We start from the raw sequence: 12,378 nt of genomic DNA, 5'->3' as shown, positions 1-12,378 counted from the left end.
TTGTGAGGTGGTGGGCGGGGTGATCGGGCGGGGCGGCTAGCTGTTCATGGGGGTCATGGGCAGGCGCGGGTCGACCTGCTGACCCTCCCAGGTCTGGCGCACCCAGGTGTGGTGGGGGTCGTCGGTCATGAGCCACACGGAGTCCTCGGCGGGGCCGGCCATGACGTTGAGGTAGTAGAGGTCGTAGCCGGGGGCGGCCACGGAGGGGCCGTGGTAGCCGTAGGGCATGACGACGACGTCGCCGCCGCGGACCTCGGTGCACACGTCGATGTCGTGGCCGGGTGAGGGGTAGATGCGCTGGAGCGCGAAGCCCTCCGCGTCGCCCTCGCCGGAGCGGACCTCGTAGTAGTAGATCTCCTCCAGGACGCGCTCGACCTCGGTGTGCTCGTCGTGCTTGTGAGGCGGGTAGGAGGACCAGTTGCCGCCGGGGGTGAGGACCTCGCAGGCCAGCAGGTGGGAGGTCTCGACGTCGTTGCCCAGCGCGTAGTTGTTGACCTGCCGCGAGGAGGGGCCGGCACCGCGCAGCCCGGTGCCGACCTCGGAGCGCGGGCAGTAGCGCAGCGGCTTGTCGGTGGTGGCCTTGGCGCCGGGCAGGGCGATGCGGGCGCCGCCGGCGCTGGTGAGGGTCACCTCGGTGCGGCGGGGAACGTAGACGTAGTCGGTGATGTCGGTGAAGACCGAGTCGCGTCCGGCCACCTCGAAGCGCTCGCCGTCGGCCTGAACGCTGCATCCCCCGGACAGGGGCAGGACGAGGTACTCGTGCTCGCCTGCGGGCACGGTCAGGCTGCCTCCGGGGGCGAGCGCCACCACACGCAAGGAGGACCACTCCCAGCCGGCCCGCTCGGGGGTCAGGTCCAGCTCGTAGCTGTCGTGGGCGAGCTCGCCGGCGCGGATGACGTAGCGGGACTGGCCCGTCGTGTCGGGCTGGACGGGGTGGTCGGTGTGACCCATGGCGGTGCTCCTTCGGCTCCTGGGTGGTACTCGTGCGGATTGTCTCGTATCTGCGGCCCGGTCGGGGCCGGTTGACGGGGCGTGGGGCCCCGTCCTCGGAATGCGTCAGGTGCTCACAGCAGGGCGACGGCGGCGTCGACGGCGCCCTCGACGTCGTCGTTGCGGGGGTAGAGCAGGGACCGGCCCACGACCAGCCCCCTGACGTTGGGCAGCTCGAGGGCCGCCTTCCAGGAGGCCCGGGTGGCCTCGGGGTCGGCGGAGACCTCACCTCCCAGGATGAGGCTGGGCAGGGAGGTGGAGGCCATGACGCGCCTCATCGAGGCGGGCTCGCTGACACAGGGCAGCTTGAGCCAGGTGTGCGCCGAGCTGCGCCCCAGCGCCTGGGCGATGCAGATGGAGCGGATAACCGCCTCCTCACTGAGGTCGTTGACGATGCGCCCGTCCTGCCGGCGGGAGATGAAGGGCTCGATCATGGCGTTCAGCCCGCGCCCCGACAGGGAGTCGATGGCCTTGGCGCTGGCCTGGAGGGTGGCCGCGGTGGCGGGGTCGGCGTAGTCGATGCGGGTGAGCATCTTGCCGCCGTCGAGGTGGGAGGCCTCGATGCCCTCGGCGTCATAGGCGCCGAAGCGGTCGTCCATCTCGAAGGAGGCACCCTGGAGACCGATGCGGTTCATGGAGCCCCAGACGAGCTTGCCGTCCAGTGCACCCAGGAGCGCCAGGTCCTCGATGATCTCGGCGGTCCCGAGGAAGCCGTTGACGCCGGGACGGGACAGCGCCGTCACACAGCGCTGGAGGAGGTCCTCCCGGTCGGCCATGGCCAGGGGCCGCTCGCCGGCGCCCAGGGCCCCGCGGGCGGGGTGGTCGCAGGCGATGACCATGAGGCGTCCGGCCTCGGCCAGGTCGGCGCGGGGGCGCTGGGCCAGGACCCGACCGATGCGGCCGGGGTCGGTGGCCCGGACCTCGGTGACGGCGTCCGTCAGCGGGCGGGTCCCGGAGACTGCGGCGGAGGGGGCAGCTCCAGATCCAGTGGTGGATCCAGCGGCAGGAGCGGGTGTCGAGCTCATCAGGGTCTCCTCACAGGTCCGTCAGGCCCGGGGCGACCTCGTCGCGGCGGGCGCGCATGAGCTCGAGCAGCTCGGGCTCGGTGGGCATGGCGGTGGAGCACTCCAGGCGCGAGGAGACGATGGCTCCGGCGGTGGAGGCGGCGAAGATGGTCTTCTCCAGCGACCAGCCGGAGAGGAGGCCGTGGCAGATGGCTCCGCCGAAGGCGTCTCCGGCGCCCAGGCCGTTCTTCGTGGTCACTGAGGTCACGGGCATCTCCACCCGCTCGGTGCGGGTCTTGGCCAGCGTGCCCTCCAGGCCCTGCTTGACGATGGCCAGCTCGACACCGGCCTCCAGGAGGGCGTCGGCGGCGCGCTCGGGGTCCCGCTCGCCGACGGCCACCTCGCACTCCTCGCGGTTGCCGATGGCGACGGTGACCTTGGGCAGGATCTTGGAGACCTCGCGGTGGGCCGTGGCCTTGTCCTTCCAGAACATGGGCCGGTAGTCGAGGTCGGCGATGGTGAAGCGCCTCCGGTCACGGGCCCCCAGGGCGGCGTGGTGGGCCGAGCGCGAGGGCTCCTTGCTCAGCCCGGTCACCGAGATCCAGAAGATGGAGGCGTCGCGAATGGCGTCGAGCGGCAGGTCCTCCCAGGTCAGCTCCAGGTCGGGGGCCGAGGGCTCGCGATAGAAGTAGAGGGGGAAGTTGTCCGGCGGGAAGATCTCGCAGAAGGTGACCGGCGTGTTGTAGGCGGCCTTGGTGACGACGTGGCGGTCGTCGACCCCCAGGCGGCGCATCTCGGTGCGCACGAAGCGCCCGAAGGGGTCGTTGCCCACGCCGGTGACGACGGCGGAGCGGTGGCCGTAGCGGGCGGCGGCCACGGCCACGTTGGTGGGGCTGCCGCCCAGGAACTTGCCGAAGCTCTCCACGTCCTCCAGGCCGACACCGACCTGGAGGGGGTAGATGTCGATGCCGCAGCGTCCGATGGTCAGGACGTCCAGCGGGGTCTGACTGCCGGGCAGCCTCTCGGGTGCGAACACCTCCGCCGGCTCAGTGGTCTCAATGGTCTCGGTGACCTCGATGCCGTCCCCGGCCTCGGTCGTCTCGCTGGTTGCCGTCGTTGCTGTCGTCACGGTGATCGCGTCTCCACATCCTTGGGGCCCGCAGGTCTCCAAGGGCGGGGCCTGCGTCGGGCGTCACTGCGAAGCCTGCCTCACAGCCAGGCTCCAGGTCAAGCATTTGTCAGAACATTTGACGTCAGATGACCCTGACCGCCACCACCGTCGCAGCCACGATGACGACGGTGCGTGACATCGACGGGCGCCATCCGTATGCTCAAGGCATTATCACGTCTGACGCACAGGCTTATCTCATGTCCGATTCAGCATCCCCTTTCGCCCTCGACATCACGATCGACCGCGACTCCAAGACGCCGCTGCACACGCAAATTTCCGAGCCCCTGGCCTCACTCATCCTCGACGGCACGCTGCCCGCCGGCACCCGCCTCGAGGACGAGCTCTCCATGGCCAAGCGCCTGGAGGTCTCCCGCCCCACGGCGCGCCAGGCGCTCCAGCACCTGGTGGACCGCGGCCTGGTCAAGCGCCGTCGGGGCGTGGGCACGATCGTCTCCCCCATGCACGTCCACCGCCCGATGCAGCTGACCAGCCTCCTGGCGGACCTGTCCGCGGCCGGCCACACGACCTCCACCACCGTACTGGACTACACCGAGCACGAGGCCGACGCCGACGACGCCGAGCACCTCGAGGTCGAGGAGGGCACCGCCGTCGTGTCCTGCACCCGCATCCGCTGCGCCGACGGCGAGCCGATCGCGGTCCTGTCCAACCTCATGCCGGCCTCCATGGCCCCCACCCGCGAGGAGCTGGAGGCGGGAGGCCTCTACGACCTCCTGCGCGCCAAGGACATCGTTCCCACCACCGCCAAGCAGATCATCGGCGCCCGAAACGCCACCACCCGCGAGGCCGAGCTGCTCCACGAGCGCCGCCGCACCGCCCTGCTGACGGCCACCCGCATCACCTACGACCAGGCGGGCCGCGTCATCGAGTACGGCCAGCACATCTACCGCGCCTCGCGCTACACCTTCGAGACCTCCCTGTTCTCGAGCTAGCTCTCCGCCCGGCCCGGGCACTACCACCGTTCCCAGGAATCTTTGTCCTGACAATTTGTTGACAGATGGCGCCGGGCACACTTCAATAGGGGCTACCGGACCGCGGCTGCAAGGACGCCTGCGCGGATGAACCCGAAAGAGAGCACAGAACAGATGAGTATCGAATACACTCCCGGCCCCCTTCTTGACGCTGCTCGCAACACGCCCACCGCGCTGTGGAACGACTCGGCCGACCCCGACGAGCTGCGCCAGTCGATCTCCTTCGGCGGCGTGGGCGCCACCTGCAACCCCACCATCGCCTACACCTGCATCAACCAGCGCAAGGACGTGTGGCTCCCCCGCATCGCCGAGCTGGCCGAGGAGATGCCCGAGGCCACCGAGTCCGAGATCGGCTGGCAGGTCGTGCGCGAGATGAGCATTGAGGCCGCCAAGCTGCTCGAGCCCATCTTCGAGGAGCACAAGGGGCGCAACGGCCGCCTGTCCATGCAGACCGACCCGCGCCTGGCCCGCAGCGCCAAGGCCCTGGCCGACCAGGCCGAGGAGTTCTCCAACCTCGCCAAGAACATCATCGTCAAGATCCCCGCCACCTCCGTGGGCGTCAAGGCCATCGAGGACGCCACCTACCGCGGCGTGTCGGTCAACGTGACGGTCTCCTTCTCGGTGCCCCAGGCCGTGGCCACCGGTGAGGCCATCGAGCGCGGCCTCAAGCGCCGCGAGGCCGAGGGCAAGGACGTCTCCACCATGGGCCCGGTCGTCACCCTCATGGGCGGCCGCCTGGACGACTGGCTCAAGATCGTGGCCAAGCGGGACAAGCTCTTCATCGACCCCGGCCACCTGGAGTGGGGCGGCGTGGCCGCCCTCAAGCGCGCCTACCAGGAGTTCCAGGCCCGCGGCCTGCGCGCCCGCGTGCTGTCCGCCGCCTTCCGCAACGTGCTGCAGTGGTCCGAGCTGGTCGGCGGCGACCTGGTCGTCTCCCCGCCCTTCGCCTGGCAGAAGCTCATCAACGACTCCGGCTACAAGGTCGTCGAGCGCATCGACGAGCCCGTGGCCCCCGAGATCATGGAGACCCTGCTGTCCATCCCCGAGTTCGTGCGCGCCTACGAGCCCGACGGCATGACGCCCGAGGAGTTCGACTCCTTCGGCGCCACCCGCCGCACCCTGCGCGGCTTCCTCCAGGCCGACGCCGACCTGGACGCCCTGGTGCGCGACGTCATCATGCCCCAGCCCTGAGCGGCCCCGATCAGGCTCGGCCGGGCCCCGGTGGGAGCCCGGCCGGCCGCAGGCGGCACCCGCCGCACCGGGTGGGTCGACGACGCCTTCAGACACGTTCCGCGTCGTCGCCCCACCCTCACCCCCACCACTGACCGACTGACCGCAACCCAGACACTCACTCACACGCAGAAGGAGCAAGGATGCTCTCCATCGCCGTCATCGGCGCCGGCCGCATCGGCCACGTCCACGCCAAGACCATCGCCGCCCACCCCCAGGCCGAGCTCGCCTTAGTCTGCGACCCCTTCGAGGACGCCGCGGAGAAGCTGGCCGCCACCTACGGGGCCCGCTCCTGCAAGGAGGCCGAGGAGGTCTTCGCCGACCCCGAGATCGACGCCGTCATCGTCGGCTCGCCCACGCCGCTGCACATCCCCCACCTGCTGGCCTCCGCCAAGGCCGGCAAGGCGGTCCTGTGCGAGAAGCCGATCGCCCTGGACATGAAGGACGTCGAGGCCGCCCAGGCCGAGCTCGACGCCGTCGAGGTACCCGTCATGTTCGGCTTCAACCGCCGCTTCGACCCCAGCTTCGCCGCCGCCCGCGCCGCGGTCGAGGCCGGCAGGATCGGTGACATCGAGCAGCTGACCATCATCAGCCGCGACCCGGCCGCCCCGCCGGCGGAGTACATCAAGGTCTCCGGTGGCATCTTCCGCGACATGACCATCCACGACTTCGACACCGCCCGCTTCTTCCTGGGCGAGATCGAGGAGGTCTACGCCGCCGGGCAGAACCTCGACCCGGCCCTGAAGGACACCGGCGACTTCGACGCCGCCGTCGTCACCCTCAAGGCGGCCTCGGGCGCCGTGGCCACCATCATCAACAACCGCCACTGCTCCTCGGGCTACGACCAGCGCCTGGAGGCCTCGGGCCGCGAGGGCGCCCTGTTCGCCGAGAACATCCGCGCCACCACGGTGCGCCTGTCCAACGGCGAGGTCACCGACGCCCAGGAGCCCTACCTCGACTTCTTCCTGGAGCGCTACGCCGACGCCTACCGCATTGAGCTGAGCGCCTTCATCGAGGCCGTCGAGGCCGGCACCACGCCGCCCACCGGCATCGGCGACGCGATCGCCGCGCTGCGCCTGGCCGAGGCCGCCACGGAGTCGGCCCACTCCGGTCAGCCGGTGCGCCTGAGCTGACGACCTGGCGCACCACCGCACCCCAGGTAGACGCACGGTGGGCGTCGTCGAGCGATCCATCTCGACGGCGCCCACCGTGCGTTGCTCTATGGGACTCCTGAGGGAGTCGGTCAGTCCCGGTCAGTCCTCCTCGTGCAGGCGGTAGGTGAAGGAGTGGGACTGCCCCACTGCCAGGGCGATGAGGTCCTCCCCGCTGTTGAAGGCGTTGGGCGGGCAGGTCATGGGCTCGATGGCCACACCCGCCCGGGAGAGCTCGTCGGCGGTGTAGGCCTGCACCCAGGGGGCGTCCGAGCTCATGACGACGGCACGGTCCGCCTGCCCTCCGCGAAGGCTCACCTCCCAGGTGCCCTCGGGCAGGGCGGTGTAGGCGTTGTCCGTCCGGGTGGCGCCGACGAGCCGGCCCCGGCGCCAGTCCCAGTCGGTTCCCTCCACACTGCGCCGACTCGTGGGAGCCATGTGCTCGTCGACGTCGAGGACCTCGGCCGCCGGGATGGTCAGGACGCAGTCGTCCAGGGGCACCGAGCGGGTCAGGTAGGGGTGGCAGGAGACGCCGTAGGGGGCGGGGGCGAGCTCGCCGTCGGTCTCGGGAGCGCCGGGAACCGGGGGGTTGGGGCGGGCGGCGCCGACGTTGGTGGCGGTCACCGTGACGCTCAGCCCGCGCTCGGCGTCGAGCTGGAAACGGGCACTGGCCTCCAGGCTCCACGGGTAGCCGTAGGAGGCGAGCAGGCTCAGCTCGAGGACGACCTGGCTGCGTTCAGCGCCGTCGTCGGGGCCGGAGGGGTCGTCGTCGACGACCTGCCAGTCCATCCAGCCGGCCAGGCCATGGAGGGCCGAGCCGCTGGCCGGTTCGTTGCAGGCCACGAGGAACTCGGTCCCGCCGTAGTCGTAGCGCGCCCCGGCGATGCGGTTGGCCCACGGCAGCAGGGTCTTGCCCTGCCAGCCCGCAGGCAGCGTGGCCTCGGCGTCGAAGGGCATGACGAGGTCGCGCCCCTGGCGGCGCAGGCGGACGAGCATGGCGCCCGAGGAGGCGATGCGAGCCTCGTAGTCGCCGGCGACCAGGTCGATGAGTTCTCCGTTGATCATGGTTCCTGTCCCAGTGTTCGGGGGCGGGCCTGTGCCCCTCAGTGTTGATATCTCGGTTGGCATCTCATGTGGTATCACAACCGTCGGCACCGTAGGCCGTATCGGCCCAGATCCGGTGCCGACGGTCTCGATGGTTGCGGCTCACGCGGCACGCGCCGTCGTGTCGCGGACGAGCAGGTCGGGCACCACCCGGTAGAGGCGGCCGCCCAGGCGCCGGTTCTCACCGGTGACCTCCTCCGGGATCCGGCCGTCCTGGTCCGGGTGCATCCGGGCCAGCAGCGCCCGCACCGCCACCTCGGCAATGAGGCCGGCGTCCTGGCGCACCGTGGTCAGGGAGAAGGCCGAGGCCGCCGTCACCGGGATACCGTCGTAGCCGGTGACGGCCACGTCCTGCGGCACCCGCACGCCCTGGCGGCGCAGCTCCATGAGGGCACCGACCGCGCAGTGGTCGTTGAAGCACAGCAGCGCCTCGGGCGGCTCGCCGGCCTCGATGAGGTGGCGCACCGCCCTGGCCCCGCTTTCCTCGTCCCCTCCTCCGGGCACGACGCACGCACCGTCCGCCAGGCCGCGCCGCTCCATGGCGTGGACGAACCTCGCCACCCGCCGCCTCGCAGCGGTCTCTCGCCCGCCGTCGACATGGGTGATGCGACGCCGCCCGGTGTCGGCGAGGTGGTCGACGAGCAGCTGGATACCGACGTCGTCGCGGGAGTGGATCTCGTCGACGTCGCTCAGCTCGGTGCCGGTACCGATGAGGACCGCCGGAGTGCGGTCAACGATGCGGACCAGGGCATCCACCGGGATGTCGGGGTCGATGAGGACGATGCCCTCACAGCGCTCCAGCAGCAGGGCGCGCAGTCCGTCGGCCACGTCCCGGTGCGGGGTGGAGGCGGCCAGGACCAGGCCGTGCCCCAGGGCGGAGGCCGCCTGGTAGAGCCCGTCCACGATGAGTCCCTGGTAGGCCTGCCCGATGGCGAAGCTGGCACCGATGAGGCCGGTGTGGCTGCGACGCAGGAACTGGGCTCGCGGATCGGCCTGGTAGCCGAGCTCGGCGGCGATCCGCAGGATCTCCTCGCGGGTCTTCTCAGCGACGCCGTCGGAGCCGTTGAGCGCCGCCGAAACGGTGGAGATGGAGCGGCCGGCGTGCTCGGCCACGGTCCTGATCGTGACGCGGCCGCCGCGTCCTCGAGGTCCTTGCATGGCAGACTCCTCCCTTCCCACACCGTTGTGCCCACCGATCCCGCGCGTGCCACGGGAGACGGCACCCACCGTCGGGCACCGACCGTCACATCCTATCCGACGACACCGTTTCAGCAGGTAGGCGACCACTCATAGGACTGTATCAATCCACCTGTCGACCGCGCCTGCTATGCGATCGAGCAACTGGTGCACCGTGCCAGCATGCGGATCACGGGCTCCCGAACACCCCTACCCGCCGCCCCGGGTCACACCGTCGAGATTCTCAGCCATCTTTCGTCTTGTCAGGACAAAGATGGTCTGATACCTTCCTGTGGCGTCATTAGCGACGGGTGTCTCCCGGGTCTTCCGGACGCACCTCCACACACGCAGCAGCCGACAGTGTTGTCGGAAAGGACCGTTATGACTGATAAGAGAATACTGGGCATCGGGGTGATCTCCCTGGGATGGATGGGACGACTCCACTCCCGCAGCTACCGTGCCATCGCCGAGCGCTTCCCCGAGCTGGGAGTGGCTCCGCGCCTGGTCGCAGCCGCCGATCCCGTGGACGAGGTACGACGGGAGGCGGTGGACAACCTGGGCTTCGAGCGCGCCTACGCCGACTACCACGAGCTGCTGGCCGACCCCGAGGTGGAGGCCGTCTCCATCTGCGCCCCCAACTTCCTGCACCACGAGATGGCCCTGGCCGCCGTCGAGGCCGGCAAGCCCTTCTGGATCGAGAAGCCCATGGGGGTCAGCGCCGAGCAGTCCCGCGAGATCGCCCAGGCCGCCGAGAAGGCGGGCCTGGTCACCGCCGTCGGCTTCAACTACCGCCACACCCCGGCGATCGAGTACCTGCGCTCCCTGGTGCGCGGGGGCGATCTCGGCCGTATCACCAACGTGCGCGTCTGGTTCATCGCCGACTACAACTCCTCCCCCCTGGGCCCCCTGACCTGGCGGGCCTCGAAGGAGAAGGCCGGAGCCGGCGTCGTACCCGACCTCATGAGCCACGGGGCGGACCTGGCCCAGTACATCGTGGGGCGCATCGCCTCGGTCACCGCCGTCACCAACACCTTCATCACCGAGCGCCCCATCCCCACCAAGATGGGTATCGGCCACTCCGGCTTCGAGATCGGTGACGAGGTGGGCCCGGTGGAGAACGAGGACTACGTCTCCATGCTGGTGCGCTTCGAGGACGGCACCGTGGGAACCATGGAGTCCTCCCGAGTCAGCGTGGGACCGCGCGCCGAGTACGTCGTCGAGGTCTACGGCACGAAGGGCTCGGCCCGCTGGAACTTCGAGCGTCTCAACGAGCTTCAGATCTGCCCCGTGCTCGACGGCGGTGCCTCACACGGCTACACCCGTGCCATGGCCGGGCCCCAGTGGGGTCAGTGGCAGCGCTTCCAGCCGGCCATCGGCACCTCCATGGGCTTCGACGACATGAAGGCCATCGAGGCCGCGCAGTTCATCGAGTCGATCATCAGCGGCGAGCAGATCGCGCCCTCGGCCGCCGACGCCTGGTGCGCCGCGGAGGTCGACGAGGCCGTCGTCGCCTCGGCCGCCGACGGCCAGTGGCACGAGGTGCCCCGCGTCGAGGGCCGGACCACCTTCGACTCCTGAGACCGGCCCGTCCAGGCCTCCCCGCACATCAACACATCATCATCAATCACCACAACCCTGCGGCACCGTCGCCGCAGACCTGAGAGGAGACCCCCTATGTCACAGGGAGTCACGACGTCCCTGCGCGGACTGACCAGGGAAGAGCTCAACGAGGCGGTGGCCAAGACCCCGGCCTCGGGCAAGCACCGCGGTGTCGCCGCCATCGCGGCCGTCGCCACGCTCGGCTCGCTGCTCTTCGGCTACGACACCGGCGTCATCTCCGGCGCCCTGCCGTACATGTACATGCCCTTCGCCGCCAAAGGGCTACAGCTGACCTCCTTCGAGGAGGGCGCCATCGGCGGCACCCTTCTGGTCGGGGCGGCCCTGGGCGCCCTGCTCGGCGGCCTCATGTCGGACCGCTGGGGCCGGCGCCACAACATCACGGTCCTGGCCGCCTTGTTCTTCATCGGCGCGATCGGAACCACCGTCGCCCCCAACGTGTGGGTCATGTACCCCTTCCGCGTCGTCCTGGGCTTCGCCGTCGGCGCCGCCTCCGCAACCGTCCCCGTCTACCTGGCGGAGACGGCGCCCAAGCGCATCCGCGGCTCCATCGTGGCCATCGACCAGCTCATGATCGTCACCGGCCAGCTGCTCGCCTTCTCGATGAACGCCATCATCAACTCCATGCAGGGCGGCCCGAAGATCACCATCGCCAACGACCCCAGCGGGCGCTTCTCCCCGGGCACCTACGTCTTCGACGAGATCACCAGGCTCCAGGCCTCCAAGGGCGGCCCCATGAGTGGAGCCGAGTACCACGCCTTCCTCGACCAGCTGAGCATCAGCGCCGGTAACGGCGAGGCCTGGCGCTACATGCTCGTCCTGTGCTCCATCCCGGCCGTGGCCCTGTGGATCGGCATTCGCCTCATGCCCGAGTCCTCGCGCTGGTACCTGGCCAAGGAGCGCCTCTACGACGCCATCGGGTCCCTCAAGCGCGTGCGCGTGCCGGAGAAGGACGGCCCCATCGAGGACGAGATCATGGAGATGGTCGAGGCCCGCCAGCATGAGAAGGAGGAGGAGTCCCAGCGCAAGGGCCTCAGCCACGTCATGGCCACGCCCTGGCTGCGCAAGCTGCTGCTGGTCGGCATCTTCCTGGCCGTCATCAACCAGACCACCGGCGTCAACACCGTCATGTACTACGCCCCCAAGGTACTGGAGTACGCCGGCATGTCCACCTCGGCCTCCATCACCGCCCAGGTGGCCAACGGCGTCATGTCGGTGATCGGCTCGGCCATCGGCATCTGGCTCATCCTGAAGTTCCGCCGCCGCCAGGTCCTCATCGGCGACGTCATCGGCGTGGGCATCACCCTCCTGGGGATCGCCGCGACCTTCCAGTTCTTCATCGCCCCGCACATGGCCGACCACACCACCCCGCCCGCCTGGGCCGCCTACCTCATCCTGGGCCTCATGGCCGTCTTCATGCTCATCGTGCAGTCCTCCAACGGCACGATCGTGTGGACGATGATGGGCGAGATCTTCCCGGCCAACGTCCGCGGCATCATGAACGGCACCGCGATCTTCTGCATGTGGACCGCCAACGCGATCATCACCTGGACCTTCCCGCCCATGATGGAGACCCTGGGTGGCGGCATCACCTACACCATCTACGGCGTGCTCAACCTGGTCGTCGCCGTCGTGCTGTTCAGGATCATGCCGGAGACCAAGGACAAGTCCCTGGAGGAGATCGAGGTCGAGATGGAGAGGCTCTACTCCTGACCCCGCCCCGGGGACGCGCGCTCCCGGGAGGACACCCAGAGGCTTGTCAGGACAAAGTCCTGTTGCTAGGTTCGTTGCACGGGCCCACCGCCCGGCACCGACGCCGACACCCGCCTTCCGGGAGCGCCCCGTCCACGGCCTAGGAGCCGACGGCCCACCAGCCACCGGCTCACGACTCACCACTGACCCGGTACCAACTTACCGACCATCACCACACCAGCTAGACACGGAGC

General features: G+C 69.7%; 10 protein-coding genes. 5 read left to right on the top strand and 5 right to left on the bottom strand.

Translation table 11 applies throughout. The features are described from left to right. Nucleotides 1-36 precede the first annotated feature (36 nt). From iolB to iolC, 3 genes are all read right to left on the bottom strand, one after another. Nucleotides 37-951 (bottom strand): 5-deoxy-glucuronate isomerase, encoded by a 915-nt coding sequence (gene iolB, locus EL340_RS00280; protein WP_126412929.1) that lies wholly within the window; start codon nt 949-951, stop codon nt 37-39. Between the two features lie 113 nt (nt 952-1,064). Then, complete coding sequence (locus EL340_RS00275; protein WP_126412928.1) at nt 1,065-2,015, bottom strand: Cgl0159 family (beta/alpha)8-fold protein; 951 nt, start codon at nt 2,013-2,015, stop codon at nt 1,065-1,067. A gap of 10 nt (nt 2,016-2,025) precedes the next feature. Further along, nucleotides 2,026-3,054 (bottom strand): 5-dehydro-2-deoxygluconokinase, encoded by a 1,029-nt coding sequence (iolC, locus tag EL340_RS00270; protein WP_408608590.1) that lies wholly within the window; start codon nt 3,052-3,054, stop codon nt 2,026-2,028. Nucleotides 3,055-3,362: 308 nt separating this feature from the next. On the opposite strand from iolC, the gene EL340_RS00265 reads away from it, so the two are divergent. The 3 genes from EL340_RS00265 (at nt 3,363) to iolG (ending at nt 6,517) form a co-directional block, all read left to right on the top strand. Next, the gene (locus tag EL340_RS00265; RefSeq protein WP_126412926.1) at nt 3,363-4,115 is read left to right on the top strand and encodes a GntR family transcriptional regulator; all 753 of its coding nucleotides are present in this window, start codon (nt 3,363-3,365) and stop codon (nt 4,113-4,115) included. Nucleotides 4,116-4,268: 153 nt separating this feature from the next. Continuing rightward, nucleotides 4,269-5,345 (top strand): transaldolase family protein, encoded by a 1,077-nt coding sequence (locus EL340_RS00260; RefSeq protein ID WP_126412925.1) that lies wholly within the window; start codon nt 4,269-4,271, stop codon nt 5,343-5,345. Between the two features lie 182 nt (nt 5,346-5,527). Continuing rightward, on the top strand, nt 5,528-6,517 hold the full coding sequence (gene iolG, locus EL340_RS00255; RefSeq protein WP_126412924.1) for an inositol 2-dehydrogenase: 990 nt from the start codon (nt 5,528-5,530) through the stop codon (nt 6,515-6,517). A gap of 120 nt (nt 6,518-6,637) precedes the next feature. Here the strand turns inward: iolG and EL340_RS00250 are convergent, their stop codons facing one another. Beyond that, on the bottom strand, nt 6,638-7,600 hold the full coding sequence (locus EL340_RS00250; RefSeq protein WP_126412923.1) for an aldose-1-epimerase: 963 nt from the start codon (nt 7,598-7,600) through the stop codon (nt 6,638-6,640). A 141-nt stretch (nt 7,601-7,741) separates the two neighbouring features. Then, entirely contained in the window at nt 7,742-8,797 is a 1,056-nt protein-coding gene (locus tag EL340_RS00245) for a LacI family DNA-binding transcriptional regulator (protein ID WP_126412922.1), read from the bottom strand. A gap of 399 nt (nt 8,798-9,196) precedes the next feature. Between EL340_RS00245 and EL340_RS00240 the strand changes: the two genes are divergently transcribed. Next, nucleotides 9,197-10,393, top strand: a complete 1,197-nt coding sequence (locus tag EL340_RS00240) for a Gfo/Idh/MocA family protein (protein ID WP_126412921.1) — start codon at nt 9,197-9,199, stop codon at nt 10,391-10,393. Nucleotides 10,394-10,489: 96 nt separating this feature from the next. Next, complete coding sequence (locus EL340_RS00235; RefSeq protein ID WP_126412920.1) at nt 10,490-12,145, top strand: MFS transporter; 1,656 nt, start codon at nt 10,490-10,492, stop codon at nt 12,143-12,145. The last annotated feature ends 233 nt before the right edge of the window (nt 12,146-12,378 follow it).

The sequence above is a fragment of the Actinomyces viscosus genome (assembly GCF_900637975.1).
In the GTDB taxonomy this organism is placed as follows: domain Bacteria; phylum Actinomycetota; class Actinomycetes; order Actinomycetales; family Actinomycetaceae; genus Actinomyces; species Actinomyces viscosus.
This window is presented reverse-complemented; position numbering and strand designations above follow the sequence as displayed.

Coding starts and splice junctions, on each gene's coding strand:
- EL340_RS00275 (WP_126412928.1), bottom strand. CDS start 2,015: ATGAGCTCGACACCCGCTCCTGCCGCTGGATCCACCACTGGATCTGGA.
- EL340_RS00235 (WP_126412920.1), top strand. CDS start 10,490: ATGTCACAGGGAGTCACGACGTCCCTGCGCGGACTGACCAGGGAAGAG.
- iolB (WP_126412929.1), bottom strand. CDS start 951: ATGGGTCACACCGACCACCCCGTCCAGCCCGACACGACGGGCCAGTCC.
- EL340_RS00245 (WP_126412922.1), bottom strand. CDS start 8,797: ATGCAAGGACCTCGAGGACGCGGCGGCCGCGTCACGATCAGGACCGTG.
- EL340_RS00240 (WP_126412921.1), top strand. CDS start 9,197: ATGACTGATAAGAGAATACTGGGCATCGGGGTGATCTCCCTGGGATGG.
- EL340_RS00260 (WP_126412925.1), top strand. CDS start 4,269: ATGAGTATCGAATACACTCCCGGCCCCCTTCTTGACGCTGCTCGCAAC.
- EL340_RS00250 (WP_126412923.1), bottom strand. CDS start 7,600: ATGATCAACGGAGAACTCATCGACCTGGTCGCCGGCGACTACGAGGCT.
- EL340_RS00265 (WP_126412926.1), top strand. CDS start 3,363: ATGTCCGATTCAGCATCCCCTTTCGCCCTCGACATCACGATCGACCGC.
- iolG (WP_126412924.1), top strand. CDS start 5,528: ATGCTCTCCATCGCCGTCATCGGCGCCGGCCGCATCGGCCACGTCCAC.